Source organism: Streptomyces sp. NPDC050315, assembly GCF_040655775.1.
In the GTDB taxonomy this organism is placed as follows: Bacteria; Actinomycetota; Actinomycetes; order Streptomycetales; family Streptomycetaceae; genus Streptomyces.
Genome location: NZ_JBFAKN010000001.1, coordinates 1,019,773 through 1,040,978 on the forward strand (window position 1 = coordinate 1,019,773; position 21,206 = coordinate 1,040,978).

15 protein-coding genes are annotated in these 21,206 nt (G+C 69.8%); 8 read left to right on the forward strand and 7 right to left on the reverse strand.

Translation table 11 applies throughout. The features are described 5' to 3' along the window. Positions 1 to 16 precede the first annotated feature (16 nt). The gene (locus AB0I82_RS04505; protein ID WP_363255566.1) at positions 17 to 907 is read left to right on the forward strand and encodes a hypothetical protein; all 891 of its coding nucleotides are present in this window, start codon (positions 17 to 19) and stop codon (positions 905 to 907) included. Positions 908 to 1,123: 216 nt separating this feature from the next. Further along, positions 1,124 to 3,556 (forward strand): Tex family protein, encoded by a 2,433-nt coding sequence (locus tag AB0I82_RS04510; RefSeq protein ID WP_363256071.1) that lies wholly within the window; start codon positions 1,124 to 1,126, stop codon positions 3,554 to 3,556. Positions 3,557 to 3,676: 120 nt separating this feature from the next. On the opposite strand, the gene AB0I82_RS04515 is transcribed toward AB0I82_RS04510, so the two are convergent. Further along, entirely contained in the window at positions 3,677 to 4,207 is a 531-nt protein-coding gene (locus AB0I82_RS04515) for a MarR family transcriptional regulator (RefSeq protein WP_363256072.1), read from the reverse strand. Positions 4,208 to 4,325: 118 nt separating this feature from the next. On the opposite strand from AB0I82_RS04515, the gene AB0I82_RS04520 reads away from it, so the two are divergent. Beyond that, positions 4,326 to 5,045 (forward strand): SDR family oxidoreductase, encoded by a 720-nt coding sequence (locus AB0I82_RS04520; RefSeq protein WP_363255567.1) that lies wholly within the window; start codon positions 4,326 to 4,328, stop codon positions 5,043 to 5,045. A gap of 31 nt (positions 5,046 to 5,076) precedes the next feature. Here AB0I82_RS04520 and AB0I82_RS04525 read toward each other — a convergent pair whose 3' ends face one another. Beyond that, positions 5,077 to 7,155: an FUSC family protein gene (locus AB0I82_RS04525; protein ID WP_363255568.1), complete on the reverse strand. Its 2,079-nt coding sequence runs from the start codon at positions 7,153 to 7,155 to the stop codon at positions 5,077 to 5,079. A gap of 201 nt (positions 7,156 to 7,356) precedes the next feature. Here AB0I82_RS04525 and AB0I82_RS04530 point away from each other — a divergent pair, with 201 nt between their 5' ends. Further along, the gene (locus tag AB0I82_RS04530; RefSeq protein ID WP_363255569.1) at positions 7,357 to 8,307 is read left to right on the forward strand and encodes an FAD-dependent oxidoreductase; all 951 of its coding nucleotides are present in this window, start codon (positions 7,357 to 7,359) and stop codon (positions 8,305 to 8,307) included. A 136-nt stretch (positions 8,308 to 8,443) separates the two neighbouring features. Here AB0I82_RS04530 and AB0I82_RS04535 read toward each other — a convergent pair whose 3' ends face one another. The 3 genes from AB0I82_RS04535 to AB0I82_RS04545 form a co-directional block, all read right to left on the reverse strand. Further along, positions 8,444 to 10,162, reverse strand: a complete 1,719-nt coding sequence (locus AB0I82_RS04535) for a BCCT family transporter (RefSeq protein WP_363255570.1) — start codon at positions 10,160 to 10,162, stop codon at positions 8,444 to 8,446. A 96-nt stretch (positions 10,163 to 10,258) separates the two neighbouring features. Continuing rightward, a complete protein-coding gene (locus AB0I82_RS04540; protein ID WP_363255571.1) occupies positions 10,259 to 11,572 on the reverse strand; it encodes a M14 family metallocarboxypeptidase in 1,314 nt (437 codons plus the stop codon). 93 nt (positions 11,573 to 11,665) lie between these two features. Then, complete coding sequence (locus tag AB0I82_RS04545) at positions 11,666 to 13,630, reverse strand: Xaa-Pro dipeptidyl-peptidase (RefSeq protein ID WP_363256073.1); 1,965 nt, start codon at positions 13,628 to 13,630, stop codon at positions 11,666 to 11,668. A gap of 220 nt (positions 13,631 to 13,850) precedes the next feature. Between AB0I82_RS04545 and AB0I82_RS04550 the strand changes: the two genes are divergently transcribed. Continuing rightward, positions 13,851 to 15,395, forward strand: a complete 1,545-nt coding sequence (locus tag AB0I82_RS04550; RefSeq protein ID WP_363255573.1) for a M1 family metallopeptidase — start codon at positions 13,851 to 13,853, stop codon at positions 15,393 to 15,395. Positions 15,396 to 15,487: 92 nt separating this feature from the next. Next, the gene (gene sph / locus AB0I82_RS04555; protein ID WP_363255574.1) at positions 15,488 to 16,486 is read left to right on the forward strand and encodes a sphingomyelin phosphodiesterase; all 999 of its coding nucleotides are present in this window, start codon (positions 15,488 to 15,490) and stop codon (positions 16,484 to 16,486) included. Here sph and AB0I82_RS04560 read toward each other — a convergent pair. Next, positions 16,483 to 16,971 (reverse strand): hypothetical protein, encoded by a 489-nt coding sequence (locus AB0I82_RS04560; protein WP_363255575.1) that lies wholly within the window; start codon positions 16,969 to 16,971, stop codon positions 16,483 to 16,485. The two genes, sph and AB0I82_RS04560, sit on opposite strands and share 4 nt — an antisense overlap. A 1,347-nt stretch (positions 16,972 to 18,318) precedes the next feature. Here AB0I82_RS04560 and AB0I82_RS04565 point away from each other — a divergent pair. Continuing rightward, complete coding sequence (locus tag AB0I82_RS04565) at positions 18,319 to 18,489, forward strand: hypothetical protein (RefSeq protein ID WP_363255577.1); 171 nt, start codon at positions 18,319 to 18,321, stop codon at positions 18,487 to 18,489. A 148-nt stretch (positions 18,490 to 18,637) separates the two neighbouring features. Beyond that, the gene (locus AB0I82_RS04570) at positions 18,638 to 20,488 is read left to right on the forward strand and encodes a pentapeptide repeat-containing protein (protein ID WP_363255578.1); all 1,851 of its coding nucleotides are present in this window, start codon (positions 18,638 to 18,640) and stop codon (positions 20,486 to 20,488) included. Between the two features lie 140 nt (positions 20,489 to 20,628). Here AB0I82_RS04570 and AB0I82_RS04575 read toward each other — a convergent pair whose 3' ends face one another. Beyond that, positions 20,629 to 20,994, reverse strand: a complete 366-nt coding sequence (locus AB0I82_RS04575; protein WP_363255579.1) for a DUF732 domain-containing protein — start codon at positions 20,992 to 20,994, stop codon at positions 20,629 to 20,631. Positions 20,995 to 21,206 lie beyond the last annotated feature (212 nt).

The window sequence follows — 21,206 nt, forward strand, 5'->3', positions numbered from 1 at the left end:
TCGGTAACGTGCCGCCATGACTACAACGGCTTCCCCGCAGGACCACTCCGCGCTGCCGGACCGCGCCGGACGGCACTGCCACAACGTCATCAACCCGCTGCACTCCACGGTGTACTTCGCGCCCGACTTCCCCCAGGAGCTGGCGAAGCTCGGTATCGAGGACCGCAGCGCCGCCTACTTCCTGGGCCGGGCCGCCGCCATGGGCCCGGTGGGCCCCGGTGTCATCGCCGCGACGTTCTACAACTTCAAGTACGAGCTGATCGCCCGGCACATCCCGGACGCCTGGGCGGCCGTCACCCCGCAGCAGGTGCTCGACGCGCGGCTGCGCGCGGCCGACAGCACGCTGCGCAGACTGCTCGGCGACGAGCTCGTGGAGTCCGACAGGATGGCCGAGGCGGCCCGGCTCGCGCTGTGCGCCGCCGAGGCGTGTTCCCGGCACGCCCGTCCGCTGTACGCCGCCCACGCCGACCTGCCCGTACCGGACGCGCCGCACCTGGCGTACTGGCACGCCGCGACCCTGCTGCGCGAACACCGCGGCGACGGCCACCTCATCGCGCTCGCCGACGCGGGCCTGGGCCCCCTGGAGGCGCTGGCCTCGCACACCGCCAGCGGCCGCGGCATGAGCACCAAGTGGATCCTGGCGACCCGCGGCTGGTCCGCCGAGGAGTGGCAGGACGCGCGTGAGGCGCTGCGCGACCGCGGCATCCTGGACGCCGACTTCGGCCTGACCGAGGCCGGTACGAAGCTCCGCGCCGACCTGGAGGAGGCCACCGACCGGCTCGACGCGGCCCCGTACGAGCACCTCGGCGCCGAAGGTGTCGCCCGGCTGACCGAGCTGGCCACCGAGTTCACCACCACCGCGGTGGGCAACGGGGCTTTTCCCGCCGACCTGTTCGGCCAGGGCTGAGCCGCCGCCTTCGGGGGCGGGCCGCCCGCCCCCGAAGGCCGTGCCTCTTGTCACACCTGTGCCCTCCTGCCCGGGTCACGCGACAGGCCGTACCGCGACCCTGCACAATGCAGGCTCAAGCACAGCGCGAGAAGGCAGGTCGGGAGCATCGTGACGGCAACCACCGAGTCCACCGGACCCACCCGGGCCCCCGGGGCCGACGGGGCCCTCGGGTCCATCGAGAGCAGGATCGCCGGAGAGCTCGGCGTCAAGGAGCGGCAGGTGAAGGCCGCGGTCGAACTGCTCGACGGCGGCTCGACCGTGCCGTTCATCGCCCGGTACCGCAAGGAAGCCACGGAGATGCTCGACGACGCGCAGCTGCGCGCGTTGGAGGAGCGGCTGCGGTACCTGCGGGAGCTGGAGGAGCGGCGGACGGCGGTCCTGGAGTCCGTACGGTCCCAGGGGAAGCTGGACGCGGCCCTTGAGGCGCAGATCCGGGGCGCGGAGTCCAAGGCCCGCCTGGAGGACATCTACCTGCCGTTCAAGCCCAAGCGGCGGACGAAGGCCCAGATCGCCCGTGAGGCGGGTCTGGAGCCCCTCGCGGACGGCCTCCTGAGCGATCCGTCGGTGGAGCCGCAGGCGGCCGCTGCCGCGTTCGTGGACGCGGACAAGGGCGTGGCCGACCCGGCCGCGGCCCTCGAAGGCGCGCGGGCCATCCTCACCGAGCGGTTCAGCGAGGACGCGGACCTCATCGGAGAGCTGCGCGAGCGGATGTGGACCCGCGGGCAGGTGGCCTCGAAGGTGCGCGAGGGCAAGGAGGAGGCGGGCGCGAAGTTCGCCGACTACTTCGACTTCGCCGAGCCGTTCACGGAGCTGCCCTCGCACCGCGTACTGGCGATGTTCCGCGGCGAGAAGGAGGAGATCCTCGACCTCGCGCTGGAGCCGGAGACCGAGCCGGTCGAGGGCCGGACGTCGTACGAGGTGTCCATCGCCCAGCGGTTCGGGATCGCCGACCGCGGCCGCGCGGCCGACGGCTGGCTGCTGGACACCGTGCGCTGGGCCTGGCGCACCCGCGTCCTGGTCCACCTCGGCATCGACCTGCGGCTGCGGCTGCGCCAGGCCGCCGAGGACGAGGCCGTACGGGTCTTCGCGTCGAACCTCCGCGACCTGCTGCTGGCCGCGCCGGCCGGCACCCGCGCCACGATGGGCCTGGACCCCGGCTTCCGTACGGGCGTGAAGGTCGCCGTCGTGGACGCGACCGGCAAGGTGGCCGCGACGGACACGATCTACCCGCACGTGCCGCAGCAGAAGTGGGACGCCGCGCTGGCCACGTTGGCGAAGCTCGCCCGTGAGCACAATGTGGAGCTCATCGCGATCGGCAACGGTACGGCGTCGCGCGAGACGGACAAGCTGGCCGCCGACCTGATCGCCGCGCAGCCGGAGCTGAAGCTCACGAAGGTGATGGTTTCGGAGGCCGGCGCCTCGGTGTACTCCGCCTCCGCGTTCGCCTCCCAGGAGCTGCCGGAGCTGGACGTGTCCCTCCGTGGCGCGGTCTCCATCGCGCGCCGCCTTCAGGACCCGCTGGCGGAACTGGTCAAGATCGACCCGAAGTCGATCGGGGTCGGTCAGTACCAGCACGACCTCTCCGAGGTGAAGCTCTCGCGCTCCCTGGACGCGGTGGTCGAGGACTGCGTGAACGGCGTCGGCGTGGACGTCAATACCGCCTCCGCGCCGCTCCTCTCCCGCGTCTCCGGCATCGGCTCGGGCCTGGCCGACAACATCGTGGCGCACCGCGACGCCAACGGCCCGTTCCGTACCCGCAAGGCGCTCAAGGACGTGGCGCGGCTGGGCCCGAAGGCGTACGAGCAGTGCGCGGGCTTCCTGCGCATCCGGGGCGGCGACGACCCGCTGGACGCCTCCAGCGTGCACCCGGAGTCGTACCCGGTGGTGCGGCGGATCGTCACTGCAGCGGGCAGCGACGTGCCCTCGCTGATCGGCAACACCGCTGTGCTGCGCACCCTGAAGCCGGCCGACTTCGTGGACGACTCCTTCGGTCTGCCGACGGTGACGGACATCCTGGGCGAGCTGGAGAAGCCGGGGCGCGACCCGCGGCCCGAGTTCAAGACGGCCACCTTCAAGGAGGGCGTCGAGAAGATCGGCGACCTGCAGGCCGGAATGCTCCTGGAGGGCGTCGTCACGAACGTCGCCGCTTTTGGTGCCTTTGTCGACATCGGCGTCCACCAGGACGGTCTCGTCCACGTCTCGGCGATGTCGAAGACGTTCGTGAAGGACCCGCGTGACGTGGTGAAGCCGGGCGACATCGTGCGCGTGAAGGTGCTCGACGTCGACATCCCGCGCAAGCGCATCTCGCTGACGCTGCGGCTGGACGACGACCACACGGCGGCGGCCGGTCAGGGCGGTCAGGGCGGCGGCCGCGGCGGTCGTCGCGAAGAGCGCGGCGAACGCGGTGAGCGGCGTGGCGGGGGCGCCCCGCGGCAGCGGCAGGGCGGCAGCCAGGGCGGTGGCGGCGGCCAGGGCCGGCGCGGCGGCAATGGCGGCAACGACCGCGGCGGCCGCGGCGGCAGCCGGGACGCGGCCCCCGCGAACGGCGCGATGGCCGACGCACTGCGCCGCGCGGGCCTGCTCGGCAAGGACAAGGGCGGGCGCTGACGGCCTTACGGGGCGGCGCTGACGGCCCCTACAAGGGCGGGCGCTGAGCCCGTAGACGGAGCGGCGGGCGGCCGGGGCGTAAGGACGTCCCGGCCGCCCGCCGCTGTGCGGGGACCGGCCTCAGTCGTCGCCGACGTGTGTCAGGCGGTCGTCTCCGAGCCGCTGCTGCACATCCTGGAGGAGGGTGCGGAGCAGGTCGGTCAGCTGGTCCTGCCGGGCCGGATCGAGACCGTCGAGCAGTTCGGCCTCCCGGTGGAGCACCTGATCCACGGTCGCCTCGACGACCTCGTGTCCGGTCTCGGTCAGCGTGACCTCGACGGTACGCGGACGCCCCTGCGCGGGGTGGCGCGCCACCAGGCCCTCCCGTTCGGCACGTGCCACGCGCTGCGAGACGGCGCCGGCCGTGATCATGCTGCGGCGGCCGATCTCGCGGGTGCTGAGCGTGTAGGGCGCGCCGCTGCGCCGCAGCACGCTGAGCAGGTCCAGGGTGGCGGTGTCCACACCGGCTCGGGCGAGGACCCGGCGCCGGTCGTCGCCGAAGAGCTTGGCGAGCTGCCAGATGCTCGTGACGATCCCGATGGAGGAGACGGGCGTACCCGGTCGCTCGCGCTCCCACGCGGCGGCGATGTCGCGCACCGGGTCGGAGGGCACCCCGCCCTCCGGTCGGCGGTCCCCGGCCTCCGCCCTCGTTTCTCTTGCCACGGTGCCCCTTCCGAGTGCTACGTTTAGCTCTAAATTTAGACCTGAATGAATGCGAGGAACTCAGCTTATGCCACGCAACGTCCTGGTCACCGGCGGCAGCACGGGTATCGGCCGCGCGATCGCCCAGCACTTCGCCGAGCAGGGAGAGGCCGTCGTCGTCACCGGCCGCCGCATCGGCCCGCTCAAGGAAGCGGCGGACGGGATCGGCGCCCGGGCCGTGGTCTGCGACCACACCGATCCCGAAGCGGTCACCCGGCTGCTCACCGAACTGCCCGACAGCATCGACGTACTGGTCAACAACGCGGGCGGGAACACCGACTTCGACACCGACGCGGCGTCGGACCTGGCCGCGTACGCCCGGGATTTCCGCGCCAACCTCGACGCGAACCTGGTCAGCGCCGCGCTGACGACGAAGGCCCTGGAGGGGCGGCTCTCCGTGGGCGGTGCGGTGGTGCACATCGGGTCGATCGCCGGCGCCCGGGGAGGCGGCTCGTACGGCGCGGCCAAGGCCGGGCTGTCGGTGTGGAACATCGACCTGGCCGGTGCCCTGGGGAAGCGCGGGATCACCTCCAACGTGGTCGCGCCCGGCTACATCGCCGACACCGAGTTCTTCCGGGACCGGCTCACGGACGAGAGGCGTACGGAGCTGGTGACCGAGACCGCCGTCGGCCGGGCCGGCTCGCCCGCGGACATCGCCGGCACGGTGGCGTTCCTCGCCTCCCCGGCGGCGCGGCACATCACGGGCCAGGTGCTGCACGTGAACGGCGGCGCGCACCGCACCCACTGAGGCACCTCCAGGCGCTGCGCCGCCGTGCGGCTCACACCGCCCCCGCGTACCCCCGCATTCGCTCCAGTTCGGTCGCGACGTCGCTGAGGGTGGCGCAGTTCGGGGCCGAGTCCAGGGCGGGGGGTGGGAGCGGGCGGGGGCGGTGGGGGCGGGGGGAGTTCAGGGCGGTCGCCATGTCCGTGAGGACGGCGCACAGTCGGCGCGCGTCCTCCTCGCTGGGGCGCTGCGCGCCCTGGTCCAGGCGGACGGCCGCCGCCGTGGTCGCGTCCACGATGCGCTCGGCGGCCTTGACGACGGTCGGCCAGTCGGGGTCGCCGCGGCGGTGCGCGAGCAGCTCGGCGGCCGCCGTCTCGGCGGCGGTACGGGCCTCGCCCAGCGCCTGGTAGGCCGCCCGGCGCAGCGCCAGCCGCTCCCCCGTGTCCGTCCCCGGCTCGGTCGCCAGGACCTGCCGCAAGTACGCCTCCGTGCAGTGCAGCGCGGCGCCGACCCGTGGGCCGACCCGGCGCCGCGGGTCCGCCAGCCGCGGCAGGTGGCCGACGACCAGCACGATGAGGCAGGCGATCGAGGTGTCGAGGATCCGCTCGGGCGCGGCCTCCGGTGCGCCGCTGACGTGCACGAACGACAGCACCATGAGGGTGATGGCGACGGTCTGCAGGGCGAAGTGCCGGGTCGCGAAGGGCAGCAGCGCGCCGCCCGCCGTGGCCATCACCACGGGCCACCACGCGTCGGGCAGCGCCAGTCCGGCCACGGCGAAGACCAGCACGCCGCAGGCAGTACCGGCGAAGCGGTTGACCGTACGGGAGAACAGCGGGCCGAGGTCGGGCTTGACGAGGAACGTGGCGGTGGCGGGCAGCCAGTACCAGTGCTCCGCACGCAGCAGCAGCGCCATGGCGGTGCAGGCCGCGATGCAAACGCCGACCCGCAGTCCGTAGTCGCGCCCGGCGGGCCCGAAGACGCGGCGGCCGGGCCCGCGCCGCCAGGCGAACACGCCCGCGACGCCGCGCACGAAGGAGGCCCAGCGCCCGGTCTCGAAGGCGGCGCGCGACCCGAAGGGGGCCCAGGCGCCACTGTCCTCCTCCGGTACCCGGTGCTCCGGTGCATCCACGGGAGCGGCGGAACGCAGCCCCCGTAGGAGCCGTTCGTCCGTGGCCCCCGCCGCCGTGCCGGCGGCCGGTGGCTGGGTGCGGGCGAAGACGACCGCCGCGTCCAGCAGTGCCCGGTCGAAGGCGCTGCGCGCAGGCGTGGAGGTCTCGGGTGCCGGGAGCCGGCCGGGGGCCCGACCGGTGCGCAGTGACCTGGCGAGGGCGCGCGGGCCCTGTGCCACCCGGGCCGGCAGCGGGCGGGCCTCCCAGAGCAGGGCGACGCTGGCTTCGCAGAGCGCGGTGGCGGCGGCGAAGCGTTCGATGAGGCGGCGCTCGTCGGTACGGGGCCTGCGGCGCAGCAGCCGGCGCAGCCGCATGGCCTCGTCGGCCCGGTCCAGTGCCGTGGTCAGCCGGCGCCTGGCCGGTTCGGCGCCCGGCGTGCCGACGGCCGCCAGCGCGTCGGCGAGCGCGTCGAAGACGGTGGCGACGGCCCCGCGCTCGCCGCTGAGCGACCCGCCCGGGGGCCGCGGCGAGCGCAGCACCAGCCGCAGCAGGAGCAGCCAGCCGGCGCCGGCCAGCGTCAGCAGGCCCTTGGTCCACGGCTCCAAGTGCGGCAGCGGCATGCCGGCGCCGAGGATCGCGGCGGCCAGCATCTGCATGCCGGCGGCGGAGCGTACGGGCCCGGCGACGCTGCCGGCGCCGGAGACGAACCCGATGCCGAAGAGGGCGAGCACCAGCCACCAGCCGACGTCCGCGAGGGAGGCGCCGGCGAACATGCCCAGGGCGACGGCCAGCGCGGGCAGCCCGATGTGCACGACGCCCCTGCGCCGGGTGCCGGGCCGGTCGTTGACGCCCGCGAGCATCGCGCCCAGGCCCGCGAGGACGCCGGCCGCCGGGTGCCCGGTGGCGACGCCCGCGCCCAGCAGCGGTCCGGCGCACAGCGCCCCTCTGACCACCGCCGGCCACGGCACAGGGAGCCGCTGCCAGCGGAAGGGGTGGGCGAGCCAGACGGGTACGGCGCGGGGCATGGGCCTCCTTGAGTCGGCTGCGTACGGATGCGGGACGGTGCGTAAGAGGTCTTCGCTGCGTACGAGTACAGGACGGTCCGTGGGGCGTCGTCGGCCGACGGTGTGCTGGTACCAGCCTAAGGTCCCGGTTTGTCCGAGTCGCTGCCGGAGGGTTAACCCAAGATCACAAAAGTGCGGCGAGGCTCCGGATACGGTCCCCTCATGACGAACGATGTGATCGTGATCGGGGCCGGTGTCACCGGACTGACCTGCGCCTTCCAGCTCGCCGAGACCGGCCGTACGGTCCGGGTGCTCAGCCGTGACGAGGCCGCGGGGACGACGTCCTCGGTGGCGGGCGGGCTGTGCTGGCCGTACCGCATCCAGCCGGAGGAGGCGGCGGTCGAGTGGTCGGTGCGCGGCTACGAAGCGCTGGCGGGCCTCGCGGAGACCGAGGGCGCGGGCGTACGGATGGTGACCGGCACGATGGCGGAGGCGTCGGCACCGGAGCGGTGGCGGGCGGCGCTACCGGGGCTGCGCGCCGCGCGCCCCGAAGAGCTGCCCGCCGGGATACCCCAGGGCCTGCGGGCCCGCACCCCGTTGGTGGACATGCCGGCCCACCTCGCCTATCTGGAGCGGCGGCTGGCCGCGGCCGGCGGCACCGTGGAGCGGCGCCCCGCCGGCTCCCTGGACGCCCTCGCGCGGGAGGCCGGCGCGGTGGTGAACTGCTCGGGGCTGGGCGCCCGGGAACTGGTGCCCGACCCGGACGTACGCCCCGTACAGGGACAGCTGGTCATCGTCGAGAATCCCGGCATCGAGGAGTGGTTCGTCGCCGCCGACGGCCACGCGGACACCACGACGTACGTACTGCCGCAGCCGTACGGCGTCGTGCTGGGCGGCACCGCCGTGGAGGGCGCGTGGTCCACCGAGCCCGATCCGGCGGTCGCCGAGGCGATCGTGGCGCGCTGTGCCCGCATCCACCCCGCGCTGGCCGACGCGCGGATCCTCGCGCACCGGGTGGGGCTGCGCCCGGCCCGGCCCGCGGTGCGGCTGGAGGCCGAGCGACTGCCCGGCGGCGGGCTGTGCGTGCACAACTACGGGCACGGCGGCGCGGGCGTCACCGTGGCGTGGGGCTGCGCGGACGAGGTGGTCCGGCTGCTGGACGCGGCAGTGTGAAAACGCCCGGCCGCGGCGGTGTGAAAACGCCCGGCCGCGGCGGCCCGAGCGCGTCCGGACGCGCCGGAGCGGAGGGCCGCGACGGCCCTCCGCTCCCTTGACGCGCCTACAGTCGTTCCCGGTCAGTCCCTTCCGGTCAGTCCTTCCCGGTACCCGCCGGAGCCGGACCGTCCTTGTCGCTGACGACCGTCGCCGTCTCCCCCGAGCCGCCGTTGGACGGCCCGATCCGGATCTCGAAGTCGCCCTCGTACTTCTCGTGTCCGGCCACGACCGCGGCCTCGATGACCTCCTCGCCGATCTGGCCGCGCACGATGAGCGGGTCGCTCCGCAGGTCCTTCAGCAACGACCAACACATGGCGATCATGACGAGTGTGAACGGCGCCGCGACCAGGATCGTGAGGTTCTGCAGACCTGTGAGGGCGTCGCCGCTGCCGCCGCCGATGAGCAGCATGATCGCGGCGACCGCGCCGGTGACCGTGCCCCAGAAGATGACGACGGGCTTGGTCGGCTCCATGGTGCCCTTCTGGGACAGCGTGCCCATCACGATGGACGCGGCGTCCGCACCGGACACGAAGAAGATGCCGACCAGGATCATGACAATGACGCTCATGAGGGTGGCGACCGGGTACTGGTGCAGCACATCGAAGAGCTGCCCCTCCACGGAGGAGGTGTCCGACAGCTGCTTGCGCTCCTTCAGGAACATCGCGGACTGCCCGAAGATCGCGAACCAGATGAGGCTCACGACGCTGGGCACCAGGATGACGCCGCCGACGAACTGACGGATCGTGCGGCCCCGGCTGATGCGCGCGATGAACATGCCCACGAAGGGCGTCCAGGAGATCCACCACGCCCAGTAGAAGACCGTCCAGCTGCGCAGCCAGCCGTCGACACCCTCACCGCTGCTGGCGCCCGTACGGCCGGCCATCTGCGGCAGTTCGTCGAAGAACGTGGCGACTCCGGTGGGCACCATGTTCAGGATGAGGATGGTCGGCCCCGCGACGAACACGAAGACGGCCAGGATCAGCGCCAGCACCATGTTGATGTTGGACAGCCACTGAATGCCCTTGGCGATGCCGGAGACCGCGGACAGGATGAACGCGATCGTCAGCACGGTGATGATGCCGACCAGCAGGGTCGTGCTGACGCTGTCCATCCAGCCGAGGACCTTGATGCCGCTGCCGATCTGCAGTGCCCCCAGGCCCAGCGAGGCGGCCGACCCGAAGAGCGTCGCGAAGATCGCGAGGATGTCGATGATCCGGCCGCCCGTTCCGTTGGCCCGCCGGGACCCGATGAGCGGGGTGAAAACGGCACTTATCGTCTGCCGACGGCCCCGCCGGAAGGTGCTGTACGCGATGCCGAGTCCCACCACCGCGTAGATCGCCCACGGGTGCAGCGTCCAGTGGAACAGCGTGGTGGCCATCGCCGTATCCATGGCCTGCGCGGCGTCCCGGGGGTGGGTGCCCGGCGGATGGGTGCTGAAGTGCCCCAGCGGCTCGCTCACGCCGTAGAACATCAGGCCGATGCCCATGCCGGCGCTGAACATCATCGCGATCCAGGAGACCGTACGGAACTCCGGCTGCTCGCCCTCCCTTCCCAGTGTGATGCGCCCGTATTTGCTGATCGCCAGCCAGATCGCGAAGATCACAAAACCGGATGCGGCCAGTACGAAGGCCCATCCGCCGTTCCTGATGAGCCAGTCGAGCATCGTGCCCGATGCGCTCTCGAGTGACTCGGTGGAGGTCGCTCCCCAGACAATGAAGGCCAGGGTGAGCAGTGCCGTCACGCCGAAGACCACTCGGTCGGTCCGGGCGGGGCGGGCACCTTGCGACTCCGGGGGCAGGTCGATCGGGGTCATTGCCCCGTTCCCGCCCCCCGGTTCGTTCTCTCTGTCCGTCACGTGGTGACCTTTCGATGGGCTGGATTTCCCCTAGCCATTACCCCCTACCACGGTTTAACACGCGGTCGACGGCTTCGCGGCCGTAAGGTGATATGCCGATCGTTCATCGAGCAGCAGCGGCACGAGCGCCCGCTGGGACTGGCGCAGCCGCACGACGGCACCGTCACCGTCGCGCTCGGCCCGTATACCGTGCAGTGCGAGCTCGTCTCCGACCTGCGCATAGCTTTCCTTGTTCAGCCGGTAAGCGCACGGCGGGTCCTGCAGGATCTCCTCGTCCGTTGCCGGATCGTTGTCGGCGCCGCCGAAGTAGACGGGTCCGCGGTCCGCGTATCCTGCCAGCCGCGCCGCTGTGGTGGCCGCCTCGATCCGGCCACGGCGCTCATCGAGGAAGGCGAACGTGCCCTTCAGCCCGGCGAGCTGGGAGTCCACCCGGCGCCGGTTGTTCACGGCCGGGTCGTCCTTCTCGGCCTGCGTGAGCGGCGTCGTACGGGTCTCGACGAGCAGCCCGACGGAGTTCTTCACGCCTGCCGCGTTGCGCAGGATGCGCTCCTGTCCGTCGCCCGCCACCTGCTTGATGGGCTCGCCGGTCTCCGGGTCGGTCCAGATGCCGTAGATGCCGGTACTGAAGCCGCTGTCCTCCACGGTGGGGCGTACGTACCGCTCGGAGAGCGTACTGGCCTCGTCGTGCACCCCGTCGTGGGTGTTGAGGCTGCGCGGCCACAGGGACAGCAGGTCCTTGTCGTAGTACGGCGGGGTGGCTCCGTACTCGTGCAGGTCGTAGACGGTGTCCGGGCGGTAGTCGCGGAACAGCGCAGCCATCGTGCGGGCCTCGGCGGTCTTCAGGGCGAGGTGGTCGCGGTTGATGTCCACGCCGTCGGAGTTGCCGCGGGTGTTCGCGGCCCGGCCGTCGGGGTTGGCGGTCGGGAGGACGAGGACGCTGGTGTGCTCCAGGAAGCCGCGGGTGGCCGCGTCGGTGGCGTAGGCGAGGTCCCGGACCGTGGACAGGCACGCCTCGCGTCCGGAGGGCTCGTTGCCGTGCTGGGAGCAGATCAGCAGGACGGAGTTGCCGCGGCGTACCTGGTCGGCGGTGGGCGGCTGCGTGGCGCCGATGCGGACGAGCTGGAGCGGGCGGCCCTGCTTCGTCGAGCCGATGCGGTCGACGCGTGTGCGGGCGCTGTCCCGGTCGATGCGGGCGAGGAGCTCCTGCTCCTCGGGCTGGGTGGTCCAGCGGGCGCCGTTACTGGTCTCGAAGCCGGTACGCGGCCCGTCGTGCGCCGCGGCCGTGGCGGGCGCCGGCGCGGCCAGGAAGGTCGTGGTGAGCGCGGTGGCGACGGCGCCGAGGAGCGTGGCGCGGAATCTGTACCTCACGAAGTACCTCACGAAGTGGTGCCTCCCTCGGTGGAGCGGACAGGGTGCTCCGGGCCGGGGCCGCGTGCGTACGCCGCGGCCCCGGCCCGGTGGTCAGCGGGCGTCCGGTACGGGCCGGCCGGGGCGCGGCGCGTCCAGTCCGGCGAGCGGGCCCGCCCCGGTGGGCGGGGCCTTCGGCGTACCGGAGAGGGCGCGCGCGGCGCCCGTAAGGGGCAGTTCGGCCTTGGTGCGGGACAGGTCGAGGGTGAGCGTCGGCCGGGTGGACGGCGGGTCGATGAGCCCGGCGTCCGTGCCGCCCACGATCAGCGCGAGCCGGTGCCCGGCGGGTACGACATGGTCGGTCGCGGCCAGGTCCAGGGTGATCGTGTACGGCTTCCCGGGCGTCAGCGGGCGGCCCTTGTGCGGGTCGGCGTACGTACCGAGGTCGGCCCAGCCGCGGCTGAAGACGGTCTGCCGCACCTTCTCGGTGTCGGGCGCGGTCTCCTTGAAGCAGGCGCTGTCGCCGTCCCGGCTCGCGCCCCAGCAGGAGCGCCGGTCCAGCGTGGTGATGCCTTCGCCCTGCCCCGCGTAGTCGCGGATCGTGGCCGGGCCGAGGTCGACCAGTACGGCCGAGAGGTGCGCGGTGGCGGTGGACGGGGTGGCGGTCACGGTGACCTTGCCGGAGCCGGAGAGGCGCAGCGGTGCGGCCAGCGGCGCGGTGCTGAACGCGGCCTTCGCGGCGGTCGGTTGGTCGGCGTGCGCGGCCCAGTCGGTCTCGCTCAGCTTCGGGTCGTCGGTGAAGGTCTCGGTGGCGCCGGGCGGCGCGGGCTTCGTCCCGAGCACTCCGACGCCGGGCTGTTCGCCCTTACCGGGCCGCAGGGTCGTACGGGCTGCAGTGCCGGGCGCGGGCCAGACGCGGTCCGTCGTCCACTCCCCCGGGGCCCGCTCGATGTCGGCCATCGGGGCGCGGTCGACGCCGTTCTCGTAACCCATCAGGTAGTGATCGAACCATCGATGCAGCGCGGAAACCCACGCCTCCCGCCGGAAGTCGAACGGATCGACGTGCCCGGTCTGCGAGAGCCAGATCTTGCGCTCCACCCCGTTCTCCGCCAGCACGTCCCACCACTGCCCGAAGTGCTTGGTGCGGACATTGAGGTCCTGCATGCCGTGCACAACGAAGACGCTGGCCTTCACCTTGTGCGCGTCCTGCACGTAGTCGCGCGCGTCCCACAGGCCGGTCCAGTCGCCGCTCCTGGGGGCGCCGTCGACGAGCTCCTTCTGTACGGCGGCGCAGCGGGTGCGGGCCGCGGGGCTCTCGACGTAGTCCGACAGCCACTCGGGGCCGGAGTCGTAGAGCGGCGCGCCCTGGGAGAAGTAGTAGTCGTACCAGGAGGAGATGGCGCCGATGGGCACGATGGTCTTGAGGTTCGGCACGCCTGTCGCGGCCACGCCGTTGGCCACGGTGCCGTCGTAACTCTTGCCGATCATGCCGGTGCGGCCGTTGGACCAGTCGGCGGTGACGGCGCGACCGCCCGTTCGGGAGTCATAGGCGCGGGCCCGGCCACCGAGCCAGTCGACAACGGCCTTGGCGGAGAGGACGTCGGAGCGCCCGCCGACGTCGACACACCCGTCGGAACGGCTCGTGCCGGCGAGGTCGACCAGGACCGTCGCATAGCCGCGCGGCACGAAGTAGTTGTCGTAGAAGAGCGGGAACTGCACGGGGCGGCCGTCGGCGTCGTAGGTCTTCTTCTGGCTCTCGTTGCCGCGGCCGCAGCAGGAGTAGTACGGACTCGCGTCCATGATCACGGGTATGCGGCGGCCCTGCTGCGCCGGTTCGCGGGGCCGGACGATGTCGACGGCGACCCGGTCGGTCCGGCCGTCCGAGTCGCCGTCGATCTTCGTGTCCACCCATACCGACTCGCGGATGGCGCGGTCGTAGGAGTACACGGCTCTGCTCTCCCCGGGGGCGCCGGGTGCGGCCTGCGCGGCGCCGCCGGGCGGGAGCAGGACGGCCAGTAAGGCGGCGGTGGCCGCCACGACGAACGCTTGCCACGGTATGCGGCCCAGCCGCGTGCGTATGGTCACCCGCGGGACCGTAGCGCGAGGTCAGGCGATGACGTAAGGGGCTGTCAGGGACGGAAGTGACCATGACGGCCCGGTGTCGGTCATGTGTCAGATATGGCCATGCACCTGACGTGGGACGTGCGAGTACATAAGGTCGGGAGCGACCCCGACCAGGGTCGCACCACCCCCCACGAAGGCCGGAACCGACCGGCCTCTCCGACGAGTTGGAGGACTCGTGCGTCACAGACTCCTCGTGCCGGGCGCCGCCGCACTCAGCCTGCTGCTGGCGATCCCGGCATCGGCTGCCGACTACTCCCCCGGCGCGCCAGGCGTGGGCGACTCCTACTACCCCGAGAGCGGCAACGGCGGGTACGATGTCTCCCACTACGACCTGCGCCTGAAGTACCAGCCGAAGACGGATCTGCTGGAAGGCACCGCGACTCTCCTCGCGAAGACCACGCAGGACCTCTCCCGCTTCAACCTCGACTTCGGCCTGAAGGTCAGCGAGGTCCGCGTCAACGGCAAGAAGGCGGCCTTCAAGGCGTCCGGCAAGCACGAGCTGGAGGTGACGCCGGCCGCGCCGCTGCCCAAGGGCAAGGACATCAGCGTCGTCGTCCGGTACGCGGGCAAGCCGTCCGAGCTGAAGATCGACGGGTTCACGGCGTGGGCGCGCACTCCCGACGGCGGCGTGGTCGCGCAGGAGCCGGACGCGGCGGTGTGGTGGTACCCGAGCAACGACCACCCCACCGACAAGGCGACGTACGACATCTCGGTGGCCGTGCCGGACGGCACCCAGGCGCTCAGCAACGGCGTGCTGCTCTCGCAGTCCTCCAAGCTCGGCTGGACGCGCTACAACTGGCGCTCGGACAAGCCGCAGGCGACGTACCTGACCACGCTCGCGGTCGGCAAGTTCGACATCACCAAGGACACCACCGCCAACGGCCTGCCGGTCATCAACGCGGTCAGCAAGGACCTGGGCAGCAACGAGGGCGCGGCGAAGGCCAGCATCGAGCGCACCACCGAGGTCGCGGAGTGGCTGGAGGGCGTCTTCGGCCCGTACCCGTTCAACGCGCTCGGCGGGTACGTGCCGAACGTCCCGGCCGGTTACGCGCTGGAGACCCAGACCCGCCCCTTCTACGGCAAGAAGGCGTTCGACGCGGGCACCAACGTCTCCGTCGTCGTGCACGAGCTGGCCCACCAGTGGTACGGCGACAGCGTGTCCCTGAAGGACTGGAAGGACATCTGGGTCAACGAGGGCTTCGCGCGTTACAGCCAGTGGCTGTGGTCGGAGAAGGAGGGCGAGGGCACCGCGCAGGAGCTCGCCGACTACGTATACGACCGGCATCCGGCCGACGACGCCTTCTGGACGGTGAAGCCGGGCGACCCGGGCCCGGAGAACCAGTTCGACATCGCGGTCTACGACCGGGGCGCGCTGGCCCTCCAGGCGCTGCGCAACAAGCTCGGCGACAAGACCTTCTTCGCGATCCTCAAGTCCTGGCCGACGGAGAACAAGTACGGCAACGCCTCGGTCGCCGACTTCGTGAAGTTCGCGGAGGAGAAGTCCGGCAAGCCGCTCGCCGCCTTCTTCGACACCTGGCTGTACGAGCCCGCCAAGCCGTCGGCCCCGGCGGCACAGGGCGCCACGATCGCGGCCGCCAAGTCCCCGGCGGCGCAGCCGAAGTCCTGGAAGAAGATCGCCGCGACGAACAACGTCCACGCACACGGCGACATCCATGCGCACGACGACGTCCACACGCAGGACGGCCACCGCCCGGAATAAATCCTTCCGCCGACCCGCGGTTACCAGAAGGTAACCGCACCTGATTGGATGTGCGGCGCCGGATCAACCCCACACCCCCACAGGGAGATTCAGTGCCGCACTCCACTCGGCGACGCCTGCGCGCCGCCGTCCTCGCCACCGCGACAGCCGTCGCCGCGTCGCCGCTCCTCACGGCCACCAGCGCGTCGGCCGCACCGGCCTCCGAGGCGGGCACCCCCGCCCTGAAGGTCCTCACATACAACGCCTTTCTGTTCAGCAAGACGCTCTACCCCAACTGGGGCCAGGACCACCGGGCGAAGGAGATCCCGGCTGCGAACTTCTTCCGCGGCCAGGATGTCGTCGTCCTCCAGGAGGCGTTCGACAACTCCTCCTCCGACGCCCTGAAGGCGAACGCCGCCGCGGAGTATCCGTACCAGACCCCGGTCATGGGCCGCGGCAAGGACGGCTGGGACGCCACCGGAGGCGCGTACTCCGCGCTCACCCCGGAGGACGGCGGCGTCACCGTCCTCAGCAAGTGGCCGGTGCTCCGCAAGGAGCAGTACGTCTACAAGGAGGCCTGCGGCTCGGACTACTACTCCAACAAGGGCTTCGTCTACGCCGTACTGGACGTGAACGGCACGAAGGTGCACGTCGTCGGCACCCACACGCAGTCCACCGACCCCGGCTGCGCAGCGGGCGAGGCCGCCGCGACCCGCGCGAAGCAGTTCAAGGAGATGGACGCCTTCCTCGACGCCAAGAACATCCCGGCGGGCGAGCAGGTCATGGTGGCGGGCGACTTCAACGTCGACTCACGGAGCACGGAGTACGGGGCGATGCTGAGCGCCGCCGGCCTCACCGCCGCCGACGCCCGCACCGGACACCCGTACTCCTTCGACACCCAGGACAACTCCATCGCCCGGGACCGCTACCCCACGGACCCCCGCGAGGACCTGGACTACGTCCTGCACCGCACCGGCCACGCCCGCCCCGCCGACTGGCAGAACCAGGTCGTCAAGGAGGAGTGCCCGCCCTGGACGGTCACCAGCGGCGGCAAGGACTACACGTACACCAACCTTTCGGACCACTACCCTGTAACAAGTACAGCGGGCTAAGCCTCCTTGGAGGCGTCCGGCTGCCCTGCCGGCGCCCATACCGGCACGACGAACACCTTCTTGTTCGGGGCGATCTCCACGCGTCGGATGATCGAGGCGAGGGTGACGCGCTTCGACGTGACGCTGATCGTGTCCCATTCCTCGATCAGCCCTTGGATGGTCTCGCGATAGGGCACCGGGCTCAGGTTCGGCGCTTTCTCGCTCGGCAGCGCGTCGAGCTCTTCTTGGAGCTCGGCGTGCTGCTTCTTGAATTTGTCCCGTGTACGCAGGTACGTATCGCGCGGAATGTCTCCCAGGGCGAAGCCCTCCGCGGCCCGGTCGAGCGCGCCCGCGACTCTGGCGATCTTCGCCTCAAGGTGCTTCCGCTGCTTCTGAGTGTCGGGGACTTTGCGCGGCTGTGGGATAACGATCCGGCCTGCGGCGATGCCGTCGATCTCGGCGCGGACTGTCAGCAGCCAGCGGTGAACCTCCTTCTCCACCAGCACTCGCCGAATCCACACGACGTCATGCCGGACGGCGTGCCGGGCAAGCGGTCCGCAGTTGTAGGCGTAACGGGGCCCCCGTGAGTTGTCGTTGAGGGGGAACCCTTGGCAAGACGCCACAGCGAATCAGCCCGGAGAGAGGGTACGCAGGGGTGAGGGATCGGCGGGCGGTACTACCGCTTCACCCCCAACGGCGCGGAGCAGGCGCGCATCGCTCTCGCGCAGGCCTACAAGGGAGACTCGAAAGCTGGCGCACTGCGTCCTGCCCCTGGCGTCATGGGTCGGTGAACGGACCATGCCGCTGCAGCCCGGCGAAGAACCCCTGCACAGCAACCTTTTCGCCGCGATCAATGCGAAGGGTACGCACCTCTCCCGAGAAGAGGTGGCGACCATCTGGGGCAAGCAACCCAGCATGCTCGTGGTCTCCACTCCGCCCGGCTCAGGAAAAACTAATTGCTCGCCGCGCGAACACTCCACAGCGAAGGAGTGGAACACTCTACGCAAACATCGGAACAGACCAACGCGCAAAGGCACTTCCTCCGCAAGCGCTACCATCGCCCGCCTCCGAGTACGCAGTCCGGAAGCGAACGAGTAGGACCATAGAGGCGATTGCTCGCCTCCTCCCCTCGGCTCAGCGCGAACGCTGGCTGGAGGAATGGCTAGCTGAATGGGCATCGATCCGCAGTCGCCCGCTGCGGGACCGCATCGCTTACGTCACCCGTATCGCACTGTACGGCGGGCCCCGGCTCGCATGGTCACTACGCCGAGCCGGTAAGCGGGAGATCGCCTGATGATGAACAGGCACTTCGCACCGATGCTCGTGGCCGGCATGATAATGGCAGGAATGATCGCAGCGATCTTGGGATCGTCGAATACCACTGCAACCACAGTGGCGACCGCTTCCGGGGGTAGCACGACCATCACCTTCGTAGCGCTTTCCGTGCGACATTCATTTAATCGGGGCGATAGAACATCACGTAGGAGCAGGACTTTTCCCCTCGCCCACCTCCTCCCTTCGCGCTTTGCTGAAGAGATGCAAGCAGAATGGCACGACATCCAGGAGTGCCATTGGAGCCTGCGAACCACCTACTTGATCCGCATCCTCGTTCGCACCCCCGCATTGCACTGGGCTGCCCGGCGTCAGCAACGGGAACGAGCATGATCACAGCTGCACGCCACCACCCACACATAAGCATTCCGCCGCCCCCGGGTTCCTAGGCCACAAGGGGAGCGGCGGCACCACCAGGAAGCACCCGAGAACAGGAGCACACCCGATGAGCCTCCAGGATCCCACGCTCCCCCGCCGGAGCCCAGCCCGCCCGCATGTTGTCCGTACGCCTGCCTAAGACGGTGCGCATTCCCACAGGCGCTGGCTTCGTCGTCGCCGCTGCCACCGTCTACGCCATCAGCTCAGGACAGGTCAGCGAAGGTTCACAGGTGTGGCCGCTCACGGCGATCACCGTGGCCGCCATGGTGTGCGACGTCCTCATCGCGTTCGCACGCCGCCCCCTCCGCAGGTAGCCGGCAACCGCCGACATAGCGTCATGCGCCCCGTCGGCGTAGCTGACGGTGCGCGAGCGGTGGCAGCTTCACCGCCGGGCGAACTGCCTCTACCAGTAACCGTGATTAGCACGAGACCGACGGCAGCTCCGCGTGATGTGATCAACCCATGACCACGTCGACACCTCCGGACTGGCCACACTGCACTCATGAGGGCTGCCAGGGCATCCAAGTGCCCGGCAGTTCGGTGTGCCTCGCTCACCTTGCGCCAGCGCAGCTCGCCGCCCACCTCGGCACTCTGCGCCCCGGAGGCAGCATTGACCTGCGGGGCACGGAAATTGATGGCACGTTGCTCAGCCGCATCCTTGACGCAGTACGCGACCCGGGCACGTCTCAGGTTCGCCTCGCGGAAGCCCATTTCGATAAGGCGACCTTCCTCGATGAAGCCGACTTTGAACAGGCAACTTTCATAGGGTCGGGACCAGCCTCTTTCGCCGGAGCGACATTTCAAGGATTGGCATATTTTGTGTCAGCATCATTCTCCGTTGCCCCCGACTTCTCTGGCGTCACCTTCGCCGACCGAGCCCTCTTTAATGATGCGATATTCCATCGAACCGTCTTGTTCAAGAGTGCAACTTTCGCCGATCAATCGGAATTCGTTGGGGCGCAATTTAAGACTGGAGTGACTTTCGGTTCCGCCACCTTCGCCGGGCCCACCGATTTCGAGAGTGTTGTTTTCTCCGGCGGGGCCACATTCGAGGCGACGAAGTTTCTCGATCAAACTTTTTTTCACGGAGTCACATTCGAAGCTTCAGCCTGGTTCGCCTCGGCGACCTTTGGAGATATTACCACTTTCGATGCATCGCGGTTTGCCCGTGATGCCAACTTCATAGAAGTGAAATTTCAAGGTGTCCACTACCTGGGCCCCTTCGTCTGCGAGGGTACACTTAACTTGATTCGGGCAACCTTTGATGGACCTGTCACCATTGAAGTTGCGGCACAAGCGTTGCAGTGCCATCGCACCCGCTGGGAGTCCACTGCAGCTTTGCGTCTTCGCTATGCCAAGATTGACTTGTCAGATGCTGTTCTCATGCAGCCAATTTCCGTTACGACCGCCGCAGCTCCATACGGTGACTGGCCCCCTCTCGACGAATCAGGAAGCACCATGGGGGAAGCCAAAGTGACTGTTATAGATTTGCGTAGCGTGGATTGCGCCATGCTGTCGCTTTCCAATATCGACCTGAAGACTTGTCGGCTTGCTGGCGCCTTTCACTTGGACCAGCTCCGCCTTGAAGGAAACTGCACTTTCAATAAGCCACCGAATTCTCGTACTTGGGTGCGGGGCGTACCTCTCTCGTGGATGGAACGCCAGGTCATCGAGGAAGAGCGCCAGTGGCGGACGCTCTGCGGCCGCCCGATGTCCGCTGGCCACGCCTGGGGACCTCCTCCGCAAAATGATCATGATGTGCCTGACCTGACGACGCTGGCAACTGTGTACCGCCAACTCCGCAAGGGCCGAGAGGACGCCAAGGACGAACCTGGTGCCGCCGACTTCTACTACGGCGAGATGGAGATGCGCCGTCACAGCCATGGATGGCGAAAGGCCGAGCGCTGGCTCCTTCAGGCGTACTGGCTGCTGTCCGGCTACGGGCTCCGCGCCTCCCGCGCCATCGGGTGGCTCGCCGTCGCCATGATGGCGACAATCCTGCTCATGATGGGCTACGGCCTGCCCAACGACTCTCCGAAGCAGACGGCAAGCGGAACCGTTCCGGCAGGCGGCGGCAAGGTGACGTTCGAGATCGACAAAGAAGACCCCCGCAACCCAACCGGCGCCCGCTTCACGACCAAGCGGTTCGAGAAGGCGCTCAATGTCACCCTCAACTCCGTGGTGTTCCGCTCCAGCGGACAGGATCTGACGACGGCCGGCACCTACATCGAGATGACCTCGCGCCTCACCGAACCGATCCTCCTCGGCTTCGCCGGCCTCGCGATCCGGGGCCGGGTCAAGAGAGGAAGCTGAGCACGGCAGCGCTACGAGTTTTCCGCGCCCCAGACGTCCGGCCCGCCGCCACACCACCGACGGCTGCAGCGCCTCGACACGCCTGGAGAGGGGCTACGAACTGCTGGGCACCGAAAAGAGCACGGCGGAAGCGAGGTGATCTAGAGGGAATCCGAGTGCTTCGGGCAGAAGACCTTGACGGCTGCCTGGACCACGACGTCGGCCTCACTGTCGTCCAGCGACGGATCATCATGCTGCAGCCTGGCGGCCACGAAGTTCGGGAAGCCGTCTAGCAATTCGTTCTTGCAGACGTCGTTGCGGCCGACCTCCACGAGTTCGGCATCCGACTTTGTTGAGAGCACTGCATTCTCGTCGAGAATGGACAGGTACCTATCGTTCGCCCTTTCCCTCGTGCTCTTCGTCGGTGGGCCATTTCCCGTGTCACCATCGCCGCACGCTGTAAGGGTGGTGGCCCCCGTTGATAGAAGCAGCGTGAGAACGGCGGTGACGATCGCTCTGCGAGTCACGGCGGATCACCTTTCACTGCAGATCTCCCTGATCGCCCCCCTGATCAGCCGGCCAGGGGACGCCGCTAGCATCGCGCCTGCGCCCTCTTGCGGGTTGCCATACTCGCCTCCCGCCGTAGAACTACTCACTCAGTATCGAACAGTGCTCGACAGCTCGCATTTCATCCCCGACCACGGCCGCCCGTTGGGGCGCAACTGGGCGCCCGGCAGCT